The organism is Pedobacter sp. L105, from assembly GCF_009765875.1.
Classification (GTDB): Bacteria; Bacteroidota; Bacteroidia; order Sphingobacteriales; family Sphingobacteriaceae; genus Pedobacter.
In genome coordinates this window covers 1,053,366-1,072,029 of the sequence record NZ_LMUP01000004.1, presented here as the reverse complement: position 1 = coordinate 1,072,029, position 18,664 = coordinate 1,053,366, and the positions used below count along the sequence as shown (strand labels likewise).

22 protein-coding genes are annotated in these 18,664 nt (G+C 40.9%); 21 read left to right on the top strand and 1 reads right to left on the bottom strand.

The window, feature by feature from the left end; all coding sequences use genetic code 11:
* The 11 genes from GSQ84_RS09835 to GSQ84_RS09785 all read left to right on the top strand — a co-directional run bounded on the left by GSQ84_RS09835 (nt 1) and on the right by GSQ84_RS09785 (nt 12,653).
* Nucleotides 1-546, top strand: coding sequence for a phage tail protein (locus GSQ84_RS09835; RefSeq protein WP_158797038.1), 546 nt, complete (start codon nt 1-3; stop codon nt 544-546).
* Between the two features lie 26 nt (nt 547-572).
* Nucleotides 573-1,496 carry a methionyl-tRNA formyltransferase gene (locus tag GSQ84_RS09830; protein WP_158797037.1) on the top strand — a complete coding sequence of 308 codons (924 nt, stop codon included), beginning with the start codon at nt 573-575 and terminating at the stop codon, nt 1,494-1,496.
* Between the two features lie 44 nt (nt 1,497-1,540).
* Entirely contained in the window at nt 1,541-1,717 is a 177-nt protein-coding gene (locus GSQ84_RS09825) for a hypothetical protein (protein ID WP_158797036.1), read from the top strand.
* Between the two features lie 184 nt (nt 1,718-1,901).
* Nucleotides 1,902-2,315, top strand: coding sequence for a 30S ribosomal protein S12 (rpsL, locus tag GSQ84_RS09820; protein ID WP_008244597.1), 414 nt, complete (start codon nt 1,902-1,904; stop codon nt 2,313-2,315).
* A 15-nt stretch (nt 2,316-2,330) separates the two neighbouring features.
* Nucleotides 2,331-2,798: a 30S ribosomal protein S7 gene (gene rpsG, locus GSQ84_RS09815; protein WP_041878496.1), complete on the top strand. Its 468-nt coding sequence runs from the start codon at nt 2,331-2,333 to the stop codon at nt 2,796-2,798.
* A gap of 17 nt (nt 2,799-2,815) precedes the next feature.
* A complete protein-coding gene (gene fusA, locus GSQ84_RS09810; RefSeq protein ID WP_158797035.1) occupies nt 2,816-4,930 on the top strand; it encodes an elongation factor G in 2,115 nt (704 codons plus the stop codon).
* Between the two features lie 61 nt (nt 4,931-4,991).
* The gene (gene rpsJ / locus GSQ84_RS09805) at nt 4,992-5,297 is read left to right on the top strand and encodes a 30S ribosomal protein S10 (RefSeq protein ID WP_008244591.1); all 306 of its coding nucleotides are present in this window, start codon (nt 4,992-4,994) and stop codon (nt 5,295-5,297) included.
* 188 nt (nt 5,298-5,485) lie between these two features.
* Complete coding sequence (locus GSQ84_RS09800) at nt 5,486-6,067, top strand: RNA polymerase sigma factor (protein ID WP_158797034.1); 582 nt, start codon at nt 5,486-5,488, stop codon at nt 6,065-6,067.
* Nucleotides 6,068-6,134: 67 nt separating this feature from the next.
* Nucleotides 6,135-7,262, top strand: coding sequence for a FecR family protein (locus GSQ84_RS09795; RefSeq protein WP_158797033.1), 1,128 nt, complete (start codon nt 6,135-6,137; stop codon nt 7,260-7,262).
* Between the two features lie 239 nt (nt 7,263-7,501).
* Nucleotides 7,502-10,843, top strand: coding sequence for a TonB-dependent receptor (locus GSQ84_RS09790; protein ID WP_254070819.1), 3,342 nt, complete (start codon nt 7,502-7,504; stop codon nt 10,841-10,843).
* A 4-nt stretch (nt 10,844-10,847) separates the two neighbouring features.
* The gene (locus GSQ84_RS09785; RefSeq protein ID WP_158797031.1) at nt 10,848-12,653 is read left to right on the top strand and encodes a RagB/SusD family nutrient uptake outer membrane protein; all 1,806 of its coding nucleotides are present in this window, start codon (nt 10,848-10,850) and stop codon (nt 12,651-12,653) included.
* A 72-nt stretch (nt 12,654-12,725) separates the two neighbouring features.
* Here the strand turns inward: GSQ84_RS09785 and GSQ84_RS09780 are convergent, their stop codons facing one another.
* Nucleotides 12,726-13,355, bottom strand: coding sequence for a hypothetical protein (locus GSQ84_RS09780; RefSeq protein WP_158797030.1), 630 nt, complete (start codon nt 13,353-13,355; stop codon nt 12,726-12,728).
* Nucleotides 13,356-13,747: 392 nt separating this feature from the next.
* Between GSQ84_RS09780 and rplC the strand changes: the two genes are divergently transcribed.
* From rplC to rpsQ, 10 genes are all read left to right on the top strand, one after another.
* Nucleotides 13,748-14,365, top strand: a complete 618-nt coding sequence (rplC, locus tag GSQ84_RS09775) for a 50S ribosomal protein L3 (RefSeq protein WP_158797029.1) — start codon at nt 13,748-13,750, stop codon at nt 14,363-14,365.
* 4 nt (nt 14,366-14,369) lie between these two features.
* Entirely contained in the window at nt 14,370-14,999 is a 630-nt protein-coding gene (gene rplD / locus GSQ84_RS09770) for a 50S ribosomal protein L4 (protein WP_158797028.1), read from the top strand.
* 1 nt (nt 15,000) lies between these two features.
* On the top strand, nt 15,001-15,291 hold the full coding sequence (gene rplW / locus GSQ84_RS09765; RefSeq protein ID WP_037442609.1) for a 50S ribosomal protein L23: 291 nt from the start codon (nt 15,001-15,003) through the stop codon (nt 15,289-15,291).
* A 23-nt stretch (nt 15,292-15,314) separates the two neighbouring features.
* A complete protein-coding gene (gene rplB / locus GSQ84_RS09760) occupies nt 15,315-16,139 on the top strand; it encodes a 50S ribosomal protein L2 (protein WP_158797027.1) in 825 nt (274 codons plus the stop codon).
* A complete protein-coding gene (gene rpsS, locus GSQ84_RS09755; protein ID WP_008244581.1) occupies nt 16,139-16,405 on the top strand; it encodes a 30S ribosomal protein S19 in 267 nt (88 codons plus the stop codon). The genes rplB and rpsS overlap by 1 nt, the downstream gene beginning before the upstream one ends.
* 7 nt (nt 16,406-16,412) lie before the next feature.
* Complete coding sequence (rplV, locus tag GSQ84_RS09750; RefSeq protein WP_158797026.1) at nt 16,413-16,775, top strand: 50S ribosomal protein L22; 363 nt, start codon at nt 16,413-16,415, stop codon at nt 16,773-16,775.
* A 5-nt stretch (nt 16,776-16,780) separates the two neighbouring features.
* Nucleotides 16,781-17,653, top strand: a complete 873-nt coding sequence (gene rpsC, locus GSQ84_RS09745) for a 30S ribosomal protein S3 (protein WP_158797025.1) — start codon at nt 16,781-16,783, stop codon at nt 17,651-17,653.
* Nucleotides 17,654-17,691: 38 nt separating this feature from the next.
* A complete protein-coding gene (gene rplP, locus GSQ84_RS09740; RefSeq protein ID WP_068403497.1) occupies nt 17,692-18,114 on the top strand; it encodes a 50S ribosomal protein L16 in 423 nt (140 codons plus the stop codon).
* A gap of 72 nt (nt 18,115-18,186) precedes the next feature.
* Nucleotides 18,187-18,396 (top strand): 50S ribosomal protein L29, encoded by a 210-nt coding sequence (gene rpmC / locus GSQ84_RS09735; protein ID WP_158797024.1) that lies wholly within the window; start codon nt 18,187-18,189, stop codon nt 18,394-18,396.
* Between the two features lie 13 nt (nt 18,397-18,409).
* A complete protein-coding gene (rpsQ, locus tag GSQ84_RS09730; protein ID WP_037442595.1) occupies nt 18,410-18,664 on the top strand; it encodes a 30S ribosomal protein S17 in 255 nt (84 codons plus the stop codon).

Below are 18,664 nucleotides of genomic sequence, written 5' to 3'. Positions count from 1 at the left end.
ATGGAACCTTATCTAGGAGAAATAAGAATATTTGCCGGTAATTTTGCTCCGGTAGGCTGGGCGAATTGCGATGGCTCTTTACAATCAATAGCACAAAACAGTGCATTGTTTGCATTATTGGGAACTACCTATGGTGGTGATGGGGTAACTACATTCGCTTTGCCGGATTTAAGAGGCCGTGTAATTTTAAACCAGGGAAGAGGCCTGTCTGGTACCACTTATGTAATGGGAATGAGTGGCGGTGTAGAGAGCGTAACGCTGCTTAATCCTAATTTGCCGTCCCATCAGCACACGTTAAGCGTAAGTTCCCAATCGGGAACCACTACTTCGGCAGCCAATAATTTTTTAGCGGCCCCTGCCGATCCGACAACAAACAACCATACGGTTCTTTTTTATGCGCCACCCGCTACCGGAATAGTGCCTCAGCCATTATTACCGAATTCCTTAACACCAACAGGAGGCTCACAGTCGCATGAAAACAGGATGCCTTATTTGAGCATCAGTTACATTATAGCCATGGAAGGTATTTTTCCAAGTTTTAGTTAATCCGTTAAAAAGAATATCTAGCGCAGATGAAGATTGGAATCGTTTCTGGCGCAGCATATTGTATACCCCTTTTACAAGCACTTGTTAACGGGCATTTACAGGCATCTGTTTTTACAGATGCCTGTTCCGGAGCTGAAGATTTGATGGTGATCAGGCATTTTTGTAATGGCAGCAGGATTCCTCTTCAGGAGGGCAACCATGAGTTGTTCCATTTCTGGCTGAGGGAGGAGCAACCCGACATGGTTTTTATCATGGGTTTTAAGCACCTGATTGATACCGCCAGGCTGCCGGTTAAGATGAGGGAGCATGTATATAATATTCATTTTGGCGCGTTGCCTGCTTACAGAGGGCCTAACCCGGTATTCTGGCAGATCAAAAATGGTTCTTCTTCGCTTACGGTCACGATACATCTCCTCAGTGAGCAATTTGATGCGGGTGGCGTTATCTGGAGTAGGGAGATGAAAAGAGATCCTCATTTAAGTTATGGAACAGCTCATTTGGTATTGTCGCAGGTAGTAGTGGAGGGTGTCGGTTTTATCATGCAGCAGGTGTTCCAGAAAAAAAGACTATCAATACGATCTCAAGACAATAACAAATCGTATTACTATAAAAGGCCTGAACTGAAAGATGTGCTGATCCAATGGGAAAACATGGCGGCTGCGGAGATTGTTAACCTGATATTGGCCTGTAATCCATGGAATAAGGGGGCGATTACTTCTTTTAACGGAAATGAGTTGAAGATACTTGATGCAGAGATCATGGAAAATACGGCCACATCACTTAACCTGGAGGAACCCGGCCTGATTATTAATCATCATCATGGGCTTCAGGTGACCTGCAAGGACAAAATGATCATTAATATTACAATGCTGAACCTGAATGACACTTTTATACCTGCCAGACATGCAGCCCTGTTTGGTTTTATACAGGGGCAATTTTTTGGCAGATAGGAGCATAAATTATTAAACAATATTTATCTATTAACCACTCAACTATGAATATGAACGGATCTGAATTAAACACCTCTCCAGAGGGACATGGTGACATTAAATCTAAAAAGGCCTGGGTAAAACCTGATATTGAAATCATCAGTAAGGATATTATCCATGGAGGATTTATTGCATTTCTTCCTGAAGGTATGACATCCTCCGGTTTCCCCGGAGCTTCATAAGCTACCTTATGCAACCCTGGTAATAGGCCCGAAGAGGTTTATTTTCAAATATTTGAAAATAAACCTCTTCGGGCCTATTAATTTTGCGTTAACCCCTTGATTTATAAAATGTATTGTTCTACCTTTGCAGTCCCTTAGTGAGGGGTAAGAGTTTTTAATAATAATATAGAAAAACAAAAAAACAATGCCAACCATTCAACAATTAGTTAGAAAAGGTAGAGTAGCACTGGAGTTCAAGAGTAAGTCTCCGGCGTTGGACAGTTGTCCACAGCGAAGAGGTGTATGTACACGTGTATATACCACTACCCCTAAAAAACCAAACTCAGCAATGCGTAAAGTAGCGCGTGTACGTTTGACCAATGGAAAAGAAGTTAACGCTTATATTCCTGGAGAAGGTCACAATTTACAGGAACACTCAATCGTATTGATCCGTGGTGGCCGTGTTAAGGATTTGCCAGGAGTACGTTATCACATCATCCGTGGAGCTTTAGATACTTCAGGAGTTGCTGGTCGTAACCAACGTCGTTCAAAATATGGCACAAAACGTCCTAAACCAGGACAAGTAGCTGCTGCCCCAACAAAAGGTAAAAAGAAATAATCAGGAGGAACAAAAATGAGAAAGTCAAAACCAAAAAAGAGAATTATCCTTCCTGATCCGAAATTTAACGATGTTCAGGTAACAAGGTTTGTAAACAATATGATGTACGATGGAAAAAAATCTATCGCTTACTCTATTTTTTATGATGCAGTAGAATTAGCTGAGAAAAAAGCTGGTGAGAATGGTTTAGAAGTATGGAAACGTGCTTTAACAAATGTAATGCCTGCAGTAGAAGTAAAATCACGCCGTGTTGGTGGTGCTAACTTCCAGGTTCCTACAGAAGTTCGTCCTGACCGTAAAATTGCTTTAGGCATGAAATGGTTAATTTCTTATGCACGCAGACGTGGTGAAAAAACCATGAAAGAAAAATTAGCAGGAGAAATCGTTTCAGCAGCTAAAGGTGAAGGTGCGGCAGTTAAAAAGAAAGAAGATACGCATAAAATGGCTGAAGCCAACAAAGCGTTCTCACATTTCCGTTTTTAATTATTCGAAATCATAAAATGTCAAGAGACTTAAGATTTACAAGAAACATAGGGATTGCTGCGCATATTGATGCTGGTAAGACCACTACTACAGAGCGTATTCTTTACTATGCAGGTGTTAGTCATAAAATTGGTGAAGTGCACGAAGGTGCAGCAACAATGGACTGGATGGCACAGGAGCAGGAACGTGGTATTACCATTACTTCTGCTGCTACTACTGTTGGTTGGAAATACAGAGGACAGGATTACCATATCAACATCATCGATACACCGGGTCACGTGGATTTTACCGTAGAGGTAAACCGTTCACTGCGTGTGTTGGATGGATTGGTTTTCTTATTTTCTGCGGTTGATGGTGTTGAGCCTCAATCTGAAACTAACTGGCGTCTGGCTAACAACTACAACGTTGCCCGTATAGGCTTCGTCAACAAAATGGACCGTTCTGGTGCAGATTTCTTGAAAGTTGTTGGACAGGTTAAAAGCATGTTAGGCAGTAATGCAGTTCCATTGCAATTACCAATCGGTTCTGAAGACAGCTTTACTGGTGTTGTTGATTTAATTAACAACCGTGGTATCGTTTGGAATGAGCATGATAAAGGTATGACCTTTACTGAAGTGCCAATTCCTGAAGATATGCTGGATGAGGTTGCTGAATGGAGAGAGAAATTATTAGAATCTGTTGCTGATTATGATGAGTCGTTGATGGAGAAATTCTTCGATGATCCTAACTCTATTACAGAACGTGAAATCTTAGATGCTTTACGTGCAGCTGTATTGGATGCTAAAATTGTACCGATGGTTTGTGGTTCATCTTTCAAAAACAAAGGTGTACAAACTATGCTGGACTATGTGATGGAATTATTGCCTTCACCAATGGATTCAGCAGGTGTAGTTGGAACTAATCCTGATACAGGTGAAGAAGTATTGCGTAAACCAAGTGAAAAAGAACCTTTTGCAGCTTTAGCATTTAAAATTGCAACAGATCCTTTCGTTGGTCGTTTGTGCTTTATCCGTGTTTATTCAGGTAACCTGGAAGCAGGTTCTTATGTATACAATGCACGTTCTGAAAACAAAGAACGTATCTCCCGTATCTTCCAGATGCATGCAAACAAGCAAAATCCTATTCCTAATGTTGGAGCTGGTGATATTGCTGCGGTTGTAGGTTTCAAGGATATCAAAACAGGTGATACACTTTGTGAAGAGAAAAACCCAATCATTCTGGAGTCAATGAACTTCCCTGAACCGGTTATTGGTTTAGCTATTGAGCCTAAAACTCAGGCTGATATTGATAAATTAGGTATGGGCTTATCTAAATTAGCTGAAGAAGATCCTACATTCAGGGTTCAAACTGACGAGGAAACTGGTCAGACTGTAATCTCTGGTATGGGTGAGCTTCACTTAGATATCCTGATTGACCGTCTTAAACGTGAGTTTAAAGTTGAGGTTAACCAGGGAGCGCCACAAGTTGCTTACAAAGAAGCAATCAATGGAACAGTTCAACACCGTGAGACGTATAAAAAACAATCAGGTGGTCGTGGTAAATTTGCGGACATCCAGGTTATTATTTCTCCAATTGATGCTGACTGGGAAAAAGGTGGTTTACAGTTTGTAAACGAAATTTCAGGTGGTTCTATTCCACGTGAATTTATTCCTTCAGTTGAAAAAGGATTTGCAGCATCTATGGCCAATGGCGTATTAGCTGGATATCCTCTTCCTGACATGAAAGTTCGTTTGATTGATGGTTCATTCCACGCAGTCGATTCAGATGCTTTATCATTTGAATTAGCAGCTAAAATGGCTTATCGTGAAGCGTTACCAAAATGTAACCCGGTATTGATGGAGCCAATCATGAAAATCGAGATCCTTACCCCTGAAGAAAACATGGGTGATGTAATCGGTGACATGAACCGTCGTCGTGGTCAGCTTTTAGGAATGGATACACGTGCTGGTGCTCAGGTAATCAAAGCAACTGTACCTCTTTCTGAAATGTTTGGTTATGTAACGCAACTGCGTACCATTACTTCTGGTCGTGCAACATCTACTATGGAATTTGATCACTACGATCCGGCTCCTAAAAATGTTCAGGATGAAGTAATTGCTAAATCAAAAGGTAGAATCAAATCTGCAGATTAATAAAAATAAACCGGCCGCCTGTTATTAATAGCTCTAACAGGCAGCCTTAAATAAACACAACATGAGCCAAAGAATCAGAATTAAATTAAAATCTTACGATTACAACTTAGTAGATAAATCTGCTGAGAAAATCGTTAAAACTGTAAAACCTACGGGTGCAGTGGTTAGCGGACCAATTCCGTTGCCAACAGAAAAGAAAATCTTCACTGTTTTGCGTTCACCACACGTAAACAAAAAAGCACGTGAACAATTTCAATTATGTGCATACAAACGTTTGTTAGATATTTATAGCTCTAACTCTAAAACAGTTGATGCCTTGATGAAACTTGAATTACCTAGCGGTGTTGAAGTTGAAATCAAAGTTTAATGAACTGATACGTTGATAGAAAAGGCCTTCGGATTTCCGGAGGCCTTTTCTGTTTTACAGGAATTGCAGCTGTAATTATTGTTTGTTGTCTCGTTATTTGTATGCTGATTCGTTTAAATTGTTAAATTTTATTTTATATTAATTTAATTGATGTTAAATTTACATAGGCCCTTTTACGCTCTTCAACTATGTCTATCTATAGCAAACTTTCAGACAACGAACTGGCTTCCCTGATCAGGGAGGGAAATGAAGCTTCATTTGCTGAAGTTTATGAACGCTTTTATGGCATTTTGTATTTGCATGCGCATAAACGGCTAAATAACGAAGAAGAAGCCAGGGACGTTATCCATGAATTGTTTGCCGCGTTATGGAGCAAACATGAATCCCTTGAAATTGCCAATAATCTTTCCGGTTACCTCTATTCTGCCATTCGGAACAGGATACTGGATATCATTAGTCATAAAAAAGTAGAAGAGAAATATATTGACTCTTTGCAGCACTATATCGACCATGATTTTACTTATGCAGATCATTTAGTGCGTGAACGTGATCTGGCGAGACTCATTGAAAAGGAAATAGCCTCTTTGCCGCCTAAAATGCGGGAAGTTTTTGTGTTGAGCAGGAAATCACATCTAAGTCATAAGGAAATTGCCGAATTATTAGGTATTTCTGAACAAACTGTACGTACGCAAATTAAAAAAGCGCTTAGGATTTTACGTTTGAAGCTGGGTTTCTGGATTTATCTGCTTATTCTTTTAAAATTTCGTTAAACTGACGTACCCTATTCCTTTTATCTTCCCGTCTTAGTAGTGTAAGGATGAATTATCCGTCATGGCTATGGAAAAGAAAAGTGCGAAGATCTTATTGGAAAAATATACTGCAGGACTTTGTACTGATGAAGAAAGGGCAATAGTAGAGCGTTGGTATGTCACATTGCCTGATAGAGGTGAAACACCGGATTATGAAGCCATCCTTAGGGTAAAGGGTGAAATTTGGAATTCATTAGGTATTTATCCAGGAAATTCTTACCCATTTAACTGGCTTAAAATAATCAGTATAGCCGCAGTACTCATCATTTGCCTCGGGACGGCGGTTTATTTTTCTGCTGATCTTAAAAAGAAGACCACTCAGACCCGCATTGTTAAGAATGATATTGCCCCGGGTGGTAACAGGGCTACCCTTATTCTGGCTAATGGAAGGAAGATCATTCTTGATACCCAGCATAATGGCAGGATTGCACAACAGCAGGGGGTAACCATTACCAAGACTGCGGGAGGACAGCTCGCCTTTACCATTAGCGGTGCTGTGTCACCACATCCGGATACTTATAATTCTATTGTCACCCCCAGGGGTGGGCAATATCAAATCTCCTTACCCGATGGTACCAGGGTATGGCTCAATGCCTCATCGTCCTTGAAATTTCCTGCAACTTTTTCGGGAATTGAACGCAGGGTAGAATTAAATGGCGAAGCTTATTTCGAGGTAGCCAAAAATCAGCACATGCCTTTTAAAGTAGTAACTGCCCAACAGGAAGTGGAGGTAATGGGTACACATTTCAATATCAATTCCTATAGCAATGAACCTACTACACGAACAGCACTTTTTGAAGGATCTGTTAGGGTAGCCTTAAATTCTTCCGGTTTTTTCGAAATCCTTAAACCCGGGCAGCAGTCGGTTATTCATGGCGAAAAACTGGAACTCAGTGATGCAGATACAGAAGAAACGCTGGCCTGGAAAAATGGCTTATTCATTTTTAATGATGAAGCGCTGGAAAGTATTATGCGTAAAGTTTCCAGGTGGTACAATGTAGAAGTAGTTTATCAAAATGAGGCGGTAAGAAGAGAGGTCTTTGGCGGCAGTGTATCGCGCTTTGGAAATGTCTCCGAGATTTTAAGAATGCTGGAGATAACAGGAAATGTCCATTTTGAAATTGAAGCGCATAGAATTATAGCAACAGAAAAATAAATAAAATAATCAACTCAACCATTAACCAACCAAACATGAAAAATCAATCACAGAGTCCTTAGCAGGAGCAGGAAAAAGTTAAAAATCAGGGACGGTTGCAACGCCCCTGATAGAATAGCTGATCAACCGGAAATTATTGCGAAACACATTATTCAAATTAATCAGATACCCAAATGTATAGAATTTATACCAAAATTTTATGTTGGCAGCAATGCCGCATGCCCAAAATCCTGCTCCTAATGAAGCTAACCGCCGTCTTATTTATTGCTGCTATTATGCAGGTAAGCGCCTCAGGATTTGCCCAGGTAACCTTTAAAAAACAGGATGTTTCCCTAGAACAGCTGTTCAAAGAGATCAGGAAGCAAACAGGCTATAATGTATTGTGGTCTGCACTCAGCTTAAAGCGATCAGGTCTGATCAATGCTGATTTTAAAAGTACACCCTTGCAGGAAGTTTTAAAAAAGAGTCTTGCCGGACAGAATTTATCATTTACAATTGAAAACAACACCATACTAATCCGGTGCCTGAAGGAGGAGTATAAGGAAAAACAGAAAGATATTGTAGTTAGGGGCGTCGTCAAGGATGAAAAGGGCATCCCTCTGCTGGGTGCAGGCGTCAGGGTAAAAGGAACGCTGAATTCTACTTCTACTGATAATAACGGGGCTTTTAGCATTACCGTAGCAGATGAAAAAACAGTATTGATCTTTTCTTATGTAGGTTATGATCCCGTAGAAATGGTTGTAGGTACTCAGAAAACCATTACCCTGCAGTTAAAACCTACAGGCGGACAGTTGGAGGAAGTAGCTGTTGTAGCTTATGGCACTCAAAAAAAGGAGAGCCTGGTAGGTGCACAATCTTCTGTAAATGCTGCCGACCTGAATCAGCCTACGGCTAATATCAGTTCTATGCTGGCAGGAAGAATTGCCGGAGTAGTAGCTGTCACCAGGAACGGAGAACCGGGTTCGGATCAGGCTGACGTATGGATCAGGGGGATTTCAAATATTGGCGGCGACCGTAATCCGCTGATCGTGGTAGATGGTGTGCCAAACCGTCCGATTGACGGTCTGAGCCCTCAGGATATCGAATCTTTTACGGTGTTAAAAGATGCATCTGCCACTGCTGTTTATGGGATAAGGGGAGCCAATGGGGTAATCCTTGTGAACACCAAAAAAGGTAAAGTTGGGAAGCCGACCATCAGTTTGAATTATTACGAGGGGATCACCAGGCTGACAAAAACACCTGATCTGATTGACGGGGTGGAATATATGAAACTGGCAAATGAAGCGACCGCCACTGAAGCGATCAGGCAGGGTAAAACCTATACGCCACTGTATTCAGACGATATTATCAATAAGACAGCTTCGGGTGCCGACCCTTATGTGTACCCTAATGTAGACTGGTTATCTACACTGTTTAAGAATTTCGGCCAGAGCCGTACAATGACAACCAATTTATCCGGTGGAGTAAGTAATGCCCGCTATTTTGTTTCTCTGGGTTATTATGATGAAACCGGTCTGTTTAAAACAGATGATTCACAAAATTATGATGGGTCGCAGAAATATTCCAGGTATAACATTACCACCAACCTGGACTGGGACCTGACGCCGACCACCAAAATGAGTTTAGGTATTAAAGGGGTGTTAGCCCAGGGCAGGTATCCGGGAGCAAATAACGCCCAGGATATTTTTGCCCAGGCTTTTGAGATTTCTCCGGTGGAGTTCCCAAAGATGTATCCCAATGGATATGTACCCGGGATAAGCGCGCAGGGTGATCAGCGGAATCCCTATGCAGATTTAACGACCAGGGGATACCGGACCAATTATACGAACCAGCTCTACTCCAATTTACGTTTAACACAGGACCTTTCTTTCCTGACCAAAGGACTTGCAGCAACAGCCATGTATTCGTTTGATGCAACCAATAGTAATGAGGTAGACCGTACCAGAAGGGAGAGCACTTATTATGTAAGTCCGAATAATCCCTATTTGCCTGACGGTTCTTTAAATTATGGTGACCCTACTTATACGGGACAAAAATATCTGACTTATAGTTACGCGAACTCTGGTGACAGAAAGTTATATGCCGAAGCTGGGTTTACTTATAACCGCCAGTTTGGTAAACACAGCGTATCTGGTTTAGCACTTTACAATCAGAGTGACAATTTAAACCCTTTTGCGGGTTCTTTCACTTTATCTATCCCTTACAGAACCCTGGGTGTTGCAGGACGTACCACATATTCTTATGATGACCGTTTTTTTGCGGAGGTAAACATAGGGTATAATGGTTCGGAGAATTTCGCCGCCGACCGGCGCTTTGGATTTTTTCCTGCTTTTGGTGCCGGCTGGATCATCTCTAATGAGAAATTCTTTGAGCCTTTAAAAAATACTTTTCAGCTGCTTAAATTCAGGTATAGTGATGGTAAAGTAGGTAGCGGGGGCAGCACTTCAGGTTATGCCACCACCGACGATCAGCGGTTTTATTACCTGACACAGGTATCATCGAGCCAGCCGGGTTATACCTTTGGCCAAACCCGCGGACAGACTTTTCCTGGTATAAACGTAACAGCTTATGGCGTAAACGTTACCTGGTCTACTACACGAAAACAGGATCTGGGAATGGAGTTAAGAACCCTGAATAACAATCTCTCTGTGGTGGTAGATCTGTTTAAGGAACACCGTACCGATATTTTCCTGCAACGTGGAGCAGTGCCTGACTATATCGGTCTGACGACAGACCCCTACGGAAATTTAGGCATAGTGAACAATAAAGGTGTGGACGCAACTTTAGAATATAATACCAAGCTGGGTGACAGGCTGCACCTCACACTAAGGGCAAATTATACCTATAATAAGGATATCGTTGTAGAAAATGATCAGGCACCGGTTAAGTATAGTTACCAGGAATTGCGCGGCCATAATATCCTTGCCCGCATGGGTTATATCGCCGAAGGTTTGTTTACCAGTCAGGATGAGATTAATAAAAGTGCGGTTTTCGGCAGCAGGGCAGCAATATTACCGGGTGACATTAAGTACAAAGACTTAAATGGTGATGGAGTGATCGACGCTTATGATCAAACTGTTATTGGTCACGGTGATGTACCATCTGCAGTTTATGGATTTGGTTTTACACTCAATTACAAAAACTGGGATATCGGCTCGTTTTTCCAGGGGCAGCACCATGCAGATATTATGCTGAACGGAGATGCGATTAATCCTTTTACTGCTTCGGGAGGACTAAGTAATATCTACGCAAATGCTACCGACCGCTGGACGGTTTCCAATCCGAGCCAAAATGTTTTTTATCCCCGTCTTTCTTACGGTACCAATAACAATAATTTTCAGCCCAGCACCTGGTGGCAGCGCGACATTAGTTTTTTACGATTGAAAACAGTTGATCTGGGTTATACGATCAAAAATGGTTTAAAATCAATAGGTGTTCAAAATATGCGTGTTTATTTTACCGGTTACAATCTGGCCACCTTTAGCAAATTCAAATTGTGGGATCCGGAGCTTGCTTCTACAAATGGCACCCGATATCCTTTGGTCTCTACTTACTCTGTTGGTTTTACTGTTAAATTCTAATCATATGAAAAAATTATATCTATCCCTATTTGCCCTGGTATTAGTGCTGAGTAATTCTAGCTGTAAAAAATACCTGGACCAGGTGCCTGATGACAGGCTTACCTTTGATGAAGCCTTTACTACCAGAGCTACCGTTGATCAGTTGCTGGCCAACGTCTATTCTGTTTTACCTGATGAAGCCAGTCAGCGTTTTGCACCCTCCAGTAATGCCGGCGTATGGACGGGAGCTTCTGATGAGGCTGATTATACACTGGCCTTCGTTCCTGCCAATTCATTAAACCAGGGTGCCTGGGATGCCACCACCAGTTTTGTGGAAAGCTACTGGCAGAGTTATTACAAGGGCATACAGTCGGCCAGTAATTTTATTGCCAACGTGGATAAATGCAAGGATTGTAACCTCAATGAAGACCGGATTACCCGGTATAAAAATGAAGCCCGCGCTTTACGTGCCATTTATTATTTTTACCTGGTTCGTCAGTATGGGCCGGTTGTAATTTTAGGGAATGATCCTACCGCCGCAGATGCTACACTAAGTTCTATCAGTAAGCCGCGCAGTACTTTTGATGAGTGTATTAATTTTATCGTTTCAGAACTGGATGCTGCGACTGCAGGATTGCCTGCTGTACCCAATTCCACTGATGCTTACGGGCGTATCAATAAGGCAGTGGCACAAGCTTATAAAGTTAAAGCACTGCTCACGGCTGCCAGCCCTCAGTTTAATGGTAATGCGGATTTTGCCTCACTAAAAAATACCGACGGTACACAACTGATCAGTCAGGCTTATGATGTTTCCAAATGGAAAAAGGCGGCTGATGCAGCAAAAGCTTTTATCACCACCTTTCCTACCTTTTCCCTCTACAGGAAAAATGATGATAATGGCGCCTATAGTGCTTATCTTTCCTGCAGGGACGTGATGTTAACAGACTGGAATTCTGAAATTATCCTTGCGATGGGAAGTGCGGGGGTAACCAATTACTTTTACGACATCACACCAGATCATGCTAATGCCCCTTCATCGAGCAAGGGCGGATCATTCTGTTCCGCTACACAAAATATAGTGGATGCTTTTTTTACCGCAAACGGGCGGTCTATTGATGATCCACTCTCTAATTATAATAGCTCGGGTGTTTCTAATTTTCAATCTCCTTATGATAACCAAACGAGATCTGTTTCCAACATGTATGTTAACAGGGAACCACGTTTTTATGTAGATATCACCTATAACAATAGCAGGTGGCTCGATTTTGAGGATAACATTGTCACCAGTTTTGAATACAATGGAAATGCTGGGAAAGCTGGAATAGGCAATACCGATTATTCATCTACCGGTTATACCATACGCAAAAATATGCCCCTGGGCAGCAGGGAAAATGGAGGGAAGACCTTTGTGATGATCCGGCTGGCAGAGATCTACCTGGATTATGCGGAAGCACTGAATGAATCAGATCCTGGTAATCCGGATGTTCTGCTCTATTTAAATAAGATCAGGGACAGGGCAGGAATACCTTTATATGGTGGTGAAATCTCTGTTCCATCCAGCCAGGCCGATATGCGTACAGCAATATGGAAAGAGAGGAGAGTAGAGCTTGCTTTTGAAAATGCCCGTTATTTTGACGTCCGCAGATGGAAAATTGCGGAGAGCACGGAGACCTCAGTAAATGGACTCGATATTTATAAAAACGCCAACAATGGATTTTATAATGTTATCAGGACGGAGTCGCGGGTGTTTGAGAAAAAACATTATCTATTTCCCATCCCGAATGGAGATGTTCAAAAAGTGCCTTTAATTGTTCAAAATCCAGGATGGTAAATTCCTGAACTTATTTGTAAATTTATTGCCCATCACCAGGTAAAACTAGTGATGGGCTTTTTTAACCAGAATTTATATACCACGGTTTTTATATTCTTCCAGTTTATTGCGTTCATCCTGCAATTCGCGCGCTAATTTCTTTTCTTTCTCATTAGCTTTAGTTTTATAAGTCTGGTACTCCTGTGAAATTTCTTCGTAAAGTCCGGTTCTGTATTTTGCTTCCTGTATACCTTTTGCTGATCTGATGATGACGAAGGCCAATGCTAATGCCAGTAATACAATGATTGACCAAACCAGGGTGTTATAAGATGATTTGCTGAAGGCAATCCCCAGGAAACTTATCTCATCTATCTTTGAATTGGAAGAGGCCAGTGAGCTCTCATTGCCTTTAATTTCGCCATTCAGTTTTGTAATTACCGCATTCTGTTCGGTAAGGCGTGCTTCTGTTTTTTTCCTGATGGAGCGCTCAGCCCGGATAGAGTCTGCAACGTTTTTATAGAACACGGTTAGTTTATAAGGGTTGATCAACTTAAATCCATAATAAACCTTAGACCTGTATAAGAGTGTTTCATACTGTCCTTTAAGGCTTGGATCTACAATAGTACTATTTGGAACTACGGTGGTACTGTCCTGTGCAACGGCTTGTTTTACAGAAAGGTTAAAGGCGACCAGGGTGAAGAATAGCAGTATTAATTTGTTCATTTTTTTAATTTTATACTAATTTAACAATGATATTTAAATTTTGTTGGCTGTTTAATTGCGGATAATATATCCGCGGCCAATGTCGTTATTAGAATTCATAATTGGTGTTTTAGTAGCGGCTTTTTTCGCATATGAAATTGAAGCCTGCGGATAAAGCAGTCAATTCTTTCTTTATATTGATCAGTTTGACTGCTAAGCTGATAGCTCAAAACTGACTTTAACCGGCTGTTATCGGAATAGTCGTGAAATAATAGCATTTATTTGAAAAAATAATTCGCTAACTATTTGAAAATTAAGATTTCTTTCTTATTTTTGCCCTCCCGAAAAGGGAAAGTGTATCCACCTTGAACGAAGCCCTACTGCTTCGATGGGTGTTAAATTAAAAAAAGAAAATGTCAGGTATTATTGGAAAAAAAGTAGGAATGACCAGCATTTTCGACGCCGAAGGAAAAAACATTCCTTGTACGGTGATCGAAGCTGGGCCTTGTGTTGTTACACAGGTTAAGACCGAAGAGAAAGACGGTTACGTTTCAGTGCAATTGGGCTTCAGTGAAGCTAAAGAAAAAAACACGACCAAACCTCTTATGGGCCATTTTGCGAAAGCAAACACTACCCCAAAACGTAAATTAGTAGAATTCGAACCTTTTGAAGAGCCTGTAAGTTTAGGTGATACAGTAACGGTAAGCATTTTTGCTGAAGGCGATTTTGTGGATGTTGTTGGTACATCAAAAGGTAAAGGATTCCAGGGTGTTGTGAAACGTCATGGATTTGCCGGTGTTGGTGGTCAAACTCACGGTCAGCACAACAGAATGCGTGCTCCGGGTTCATTGGGTGCTGCATCTTATCCTGCACGTGTATTTAAAGGTATGCGTATGGCAGGCAGAATGGGTGGCGACAGAGTAAAAGTTCAGAACTTACAGGTTTTGAAAGTTTATGCTGATCAAAATCTTGTTGTAGTTAGTGGTTCCATTCCAGGAGCTAAAGGTTCTTACGTAATCTTAGACAAGTAAGCAGATGGAAGTTAATGTAGTAAACATTTCAGGAAAAGAGACAGGTGCCAAGGTGCAACTTCCTGAGTCGGTATTTGGTGTAACACCTAGCGATCATGCGATTTATTTAGATGTGAAACAGTATTTGGCTAACCAACGTCAAGGAACACACAAATCTAAGCAACGTAACGAAATTGCAGGTTCAACCCGCAAATTGTACAAACAAAAAGGAACTGGTGGTGCCCGTGCGGGTAGTATCAAATCTCCATTGTTTAATGGTGGTGGTCGTGTATTCGGTCCTCAACCACGTGATTACAGTTTTAAACTGAACAAAAAATTAAAATCTCTGGCACGTAAATCTGCGTTGTCATACAAAGCTCAGGATAAAAACATCCTTGTTTTAGAAGATTTTACTTTTGATTCAATTAAAACTAAGAATTACATCAACTTAGTTAATGCGTTAAGCTTAACTGGTGAAAAAACTTTGCTGGTTTTACCTGTACAGGATAACAATATCTATTTATCAAGCAGAAACATTCAGAAAGTAAAAGTAATTACAGCTGATCAGTTAAATACTTATGATGTATTAAACTGTGGTAAACTTTTGTTGACTGCAAATACTGTTAAATCATTGGAGGAGGCATTTGCCAAATAATATGGAATTTTTAAAGAAACCAATATTAACCGAAAAAGCTTCGGCTTTAACGGAAAAATCAAGCCGCTTTACTTTCAAAGTTGAACACAAAGCAAACAAGCTGCAGATTAAACAAGCTATCGAAAAAATGTATGGTGTTAATATCCTTGCAATCAATACTATGATTGTAAACGGAAAATTAAAATCAAGAAATACAAAAGGTGGTTTAGTAACGGGACGTAGCCCGAAATACAAAAAAGCGATTGTAACCCTGGCAGCAGGCGAAACGATTGACTATTACGCGAATATTTAATAAGAATTGAATTATTTATAACTATGGGCTTAAGAAAATTTAAACCAGTCACTCCGGGAACCCGCTTTAGAGTTGGGGCTGATTTCTCGGAGATTACAGCAACCAAGCCCGAAAAATCATTGGTTGTTTCTTCTAAAAAATCGGGAGGACGTAACAATACAGGAAAGATGACTATGCGCTACATGGGCGGTGGTCACAAGAAATCTTACCGTTTAATTGATTTTAAACGTGATAAGTTTGATATTCCTGCAACAGTAGCTACTGTTGAATACGATCCTAACCGTACAGCACGCATCGCATTATTACATTATGCAGATGGTGAGAAGCGTTATATTATTGCACCTGAAGGGTTGCAAGTAGGGCAAAAAGTAGTATCGGGAGATACAGCAACTCCAGAAGTTGGAAATACTTTAAAATTAGCTAACATTCCGTTAGGTTCAATTGTACACAATCTTGAAATACAGCCAGGACGTGGAGCACAATTAGCACGTAGTGCTGGTGCTTATGCTCAGTTAGCAGCACGTGATGGTAAATATGCAACATTGAAAATGCCATCAGGCGAGGTAAGATCTATCTTAACTACTTGTTTAGCAACAATCGGAGCAGTTTCCAATTCAGATCATGCAAATGAAGTATTAGGTAAAGCAGGTCGTAAACGTTGGTTAGGACGTCGTCCTAGAACACGTCCGGTTGCGATGAACCCTGTCGATCACCCTATGGGTGGTGGTGAAGGTCGTTCATCAGGTGGTCAGCCACGCTCAAGGAATGGTCTATATTCTAAAGGCTTCAAGACCCGTACACTTAAAAAATACTCAAATCGTTTCATCATAGAGAAAAGGAAGAAATAATGGCTCGTTCGATTAAAAAAGGACCTTATATTGACCACAACGTAGAGAAGAAAGTAGTCTCTATGAATGATTCAGGCAAAAAGTCTGTCATTAAAACTTGGTCACGCAGATCGATGATCTCACCAGATTTTGTGGGTCATACATTTGCAGTGCATAACGGTAATAAATTTATACCGGTATACGTAACAGAAAACATGGTTGGTCACAAGCTGGGAGAGTTTGCTCCAACCAGAACATTTAGGGGTCACTCTGAAAAGAAAAAATAATTAAGAGATGGAAGCAGTAGCGAAATTAAACAATTGTCCAACCTCACCACGTAAGATGCGTTTGGTTGTAGATCTTATCAGAGGTGAGCGTGTTGAGAAAGCATTACATATTTTGAAATTCACCAATAAAGATGCAGCAATAAGAGTTGAGAAACTTTTGTTATCTGCGATCAAAAACTGGGAACAAAAAAATGAAGGTTCTCGCCCTGAAGAAAACCAGTTATTTGTGAAAACAGTAATGGTTGGCGGTGGCCGTCAGTTGAAAAGACTGAGACCAGCACCTCAAGGTCGTGGTTATAGAATACGTAAACGTTCTAACCATGTAACTTTGATAGTAGATAGTAAAAACGTTGAAACTCAAACTAATTAGTAGAAATGGGACAAAAAGCACATCCAATAGGTAACAGGTTAGGAATCATCAGAGGATGGGACTCTAACTGGTTCGGTGGCAACAACTATGCTGACAAATTAGTTGAGGACGAAAAAATAAGAAAATACCTTTCTGTGCGTATCGCAAAAGGAGGAGTAGCTAAAGTAGTTATCGAACGTACGTTAAAACGTATCACTGTAACTATCCACACTGCCCGTCCGGGTATCGTAATCGGAAAAGCAGGAGCTGAGGTTGATAAGATCAAAGAAGAGTTAAAGAAACTTACAAAAAAAGAGATTCAGATTAACATTTTTGAGATCAAACGTCCTGAGCTTGATGCACAACTGGTAGCAGAAGGTGTAGCAAAACAATTAGAGGCAAGGATCTCTTTCCGTAGAGCCATGAAGTCAACTATCGCATCAACGATGCGTATGGGAGCTGAAGGTATCAAAATAATGACTTCAGGTCGTTTAGGCGGAGCAGAGATGGCTCGTAACGAGCAGTACAAAGAAGGAAGAATTCCTTTGCATACTTTCCGTGCTGATATTGACTATGCATTAGCTGAGGCATTAACTACCTATGGTAAGATTGGTGTTAAAGTATGGATCTGTAAAGGTGAAGTTTACGGTAAACGTGATCTTTCTCCAAACATTGGTGCAGTAAGTAATGCTCCTGGTAAAGGTGGCAGACCTGAAGGTGCTTTTGGTGCAGGCGGCAGAGACAGAGATAACCGTGGCGGTGGCGACAGAAGAAACGACAACAAAGGCGGTGCCGGTGGTCGTGGCGGAAGAGGTCCAGGTCAGGGTGGTCCGGGTCAAGGCGGTCCAGGTAGAGATAACAGAGGCGGAAACACTCCTAACAGAGGTCCTCGTAAATAATTAGTCAACAGATCGTTTAACGATAATATTAAAATAAAATGTTACAGCCAAAAAGAACGAAGTTCAGAAAGATGCAAAAGGGCAGAATGAAAGGTTTAGCAACACGTGGTGCTGAATTGTCATTCGGGTCTTTCGGGATAAAATCTTTAGAGGCGACCTGGATTACCAGTCGTCAGATAGAGGCAGCCCGTATTGCGGTAACTCGTTTCATGAAACGTGAAGGCCAGGTGTGGATTAGAATATTCCCGGACAAACCGGTAACTAAAAAACCAGCCGAAGTACGTATGGGTAAAGGTAAAGGTGCTCCTGAATACTGGGTAGCAGTTGTAAGACCAGGACGCATCATTTTTGAAGCTGAAGGCGTATCTTTAGAAGTTGCTAAAGAAGCGATGAGATTAGCTGCTCAGAAATTACCAATCCAAACAAAATTTGTAGTACGTAGAGATTACGTAGAGGCATAAAAAATTTTGGGGTCAATGTTGTCAATAACTTGTTGTGATAACCGCTAGACCCAAAATATAAAAATTAATAAAATGAAGAACTCAGAAATCACAGGTCTTTCACAAGAAGAACTAGTAGTCAGGATTGCAGAAGAGAGAGAAAACTTAGTTAAGTTAAAATTTGCACATACAATTTCGGCTATAGAGAATCCTACCCGTATCAATAAGGTAAGAAAAGACATTGCCAGATTAAATACTGAAATGACTAAGCGTAAAGCGGCGTCTACTAGTGAAACTAAATAACTTTAGAGTCGAAATGGAAAGACAATTAAGAAAAACAAGAACCGGGTTGGTAGTAAGCAATAAGATGGATAAATCTGTTGTTGTTGCAGTTGAACGTAAAGTGAAACACCCGATCTATGGTAAGTTTGTTAAGAAAACTACCAAATTTATGGCTCATGACGAGAAAAACGATTGCGGTATTGGTGATACAGTACTGATCATGGAGACTCGTCCGCTGAGTAAAAACAAGAACTGGAGATTAGTGGAAATTTTAGAGAGGGCTAAATAA

What these genes read in the sequence shown, in the direction of transcription:
- fusA (WP_158797035.1), top strand. Translation starts at nt 2,816, where the DNA reads ATGTCAAGAGACTTAAGATTTACAAGAAACATAGGGATTGCTGCGCAT.
- GSQ84_RS09780 (WP_158797030.1), bottom strand. Translation starts at nt 13,355, where the DNA reads ATGAACAAATTAATACTGCTATTCTTCACCCTGGTCGCCTTTAACCTT.
- rpsC (WP_158797025.1), top strand. Translation starts at nt 16,781, where the DNA reads ATGGGACAAAAAGCACATCCAATAGGTAACAGGTTAGGAATCATCAGA.
- rplV (WP_158797026.1), top strand. Translation starts at nt 16,413, where the DNA reads ATGGAAGCAGTAGCGAAATTAAACAATTGTCCAACCTCACCACGTAAG.
- rpsQ (WP_037442595.1), top strand. Translation starts at nt 18,410, where the DNA reads ATGGAAAGACAATTAAGAAAAACAAGAACCGGGTTGGTAGTAAGCAAT.
- rpsJ (WP_008244591.1), top strand. Translation starts at nt 4,992, where the DNA reads ATGAGCCAAAGAATCAGAATTAAATTAAAATCTTACGATTACAACTTA.
- rpsG (WP_041878496.1), top strand. Translation starts at nt 2,331, where the DNA reads ATGAGAAAGTCAAAACCAAAAAAGAGAATTATCCTTCCTGATCCGAAA.
- rplD (WP_158797028.1), top strand. Translation starts at nt 14,370, where the DNA reads ATGGAAGTTAATGTAGTAAACATTTCAGGAAAAGAGACAGGTGCCAAG.
- rpmC (WP_158797024.1), top strand. Translation starts at nt 18,187, where the DNA reads ATGAAGAACTCAGAAATCACAGGTCTTTCACAAGAAGAACTAGTAGTC.
- GSQ84_RS09785 (WP_158797031.1), top strand. Translation starts at nt 10,848, where the DNA reads ATGAAAAAATTATATCTATCCCTATTTGCCCTGGTATTAGTGCTGAGT.
- rplP (WP_068403497.1), top strand. Translation starts at nt 17,692, where the DNA reads ATGTTACAGCCAAAAAGAACGAAGTTCAGAAAGATGCAAAAGGGCAGA.
- rplW (WP_037442609.1), top strand. Translation starts at nt 15,001, where the DNA reads ATGGAATTTTTAAAGAAACCAATATTAACCGAAAAAGCTTCGGCTTTA.
- rplC (WP_158797029.1), top strand. Translation starts at nt 13,748, where the DNA reads ATGTCAGGTATTATTGGAAAAAAAGTAGGAATGACCAGCATTTTCGAC.
- GSQ84_RS09825 (WP_158797036.1), top strand. Translation starts at nt 1,541, where the DNA reads ATGAATATGAACGGATCTGAATTAAACACCTCTCCAGAGGGACATGGT.
- rpsS (WP_008244581.1), top strand. Translation starts at nt 16,139, where the DNA reads ATGGCTCGTTCGATTAAAAAAGGACCTTATATTGACCACAACGTAGAG.
- rpsL (WP_008244597.1), top strand. Translation starts at nt 1,902, where the DNA reads ATGCCAACCATTCAACAATTAGTTAGAAAAGGTAGAGTAGCACTGGAG.
- GSQ84_RS09795 (WP_158797033.1), top strand. Translation starts at nt 6,135, where the DNA reads ATGGAAAAGAAAAGTGCGAAGATCTTATTGGAAAAATATACTGCAGGA.
- GSQ84_RS09790 (WP_254070819.1), top strand. Translation starts at nt 7,502, where the DNA reads ATGAAGCTAACCGCCGTCTTATTTATTGCTGCTATTATGCAGGTAAGC.
- GSQ84_RS09830 (WP_158797037.1), top strand. Translation starts at nt 573, where the DNA reads ATGAAGATTGGAATCGTTTCTGGCGCAGCATATTGTATACCCCTTTTA.
- GSQ84_RS09800 (WP_158797034.1), top strand. Translation starts at nt 5,486, where the DNA reads ATGTCTATCTATAGCAAACTTTCAGACAACGAACTGGCTTCCCTGATC.
- GSQ84_RS09835 (WP_158797038.1), top strand. Translation starts at nt 1, where the DNA reads ATGGAACCTTATCTAGGAGAAATAAGAATATTTGCCGGTAATTTTGCT.
- rplB (WP_158797027.1), top strand. Translation starts at nt 15,315, where the DNA reads ATGGGCTTAAGAAAATTTAAACCAGTCACTCCGGGAACCCGCTTTAGA.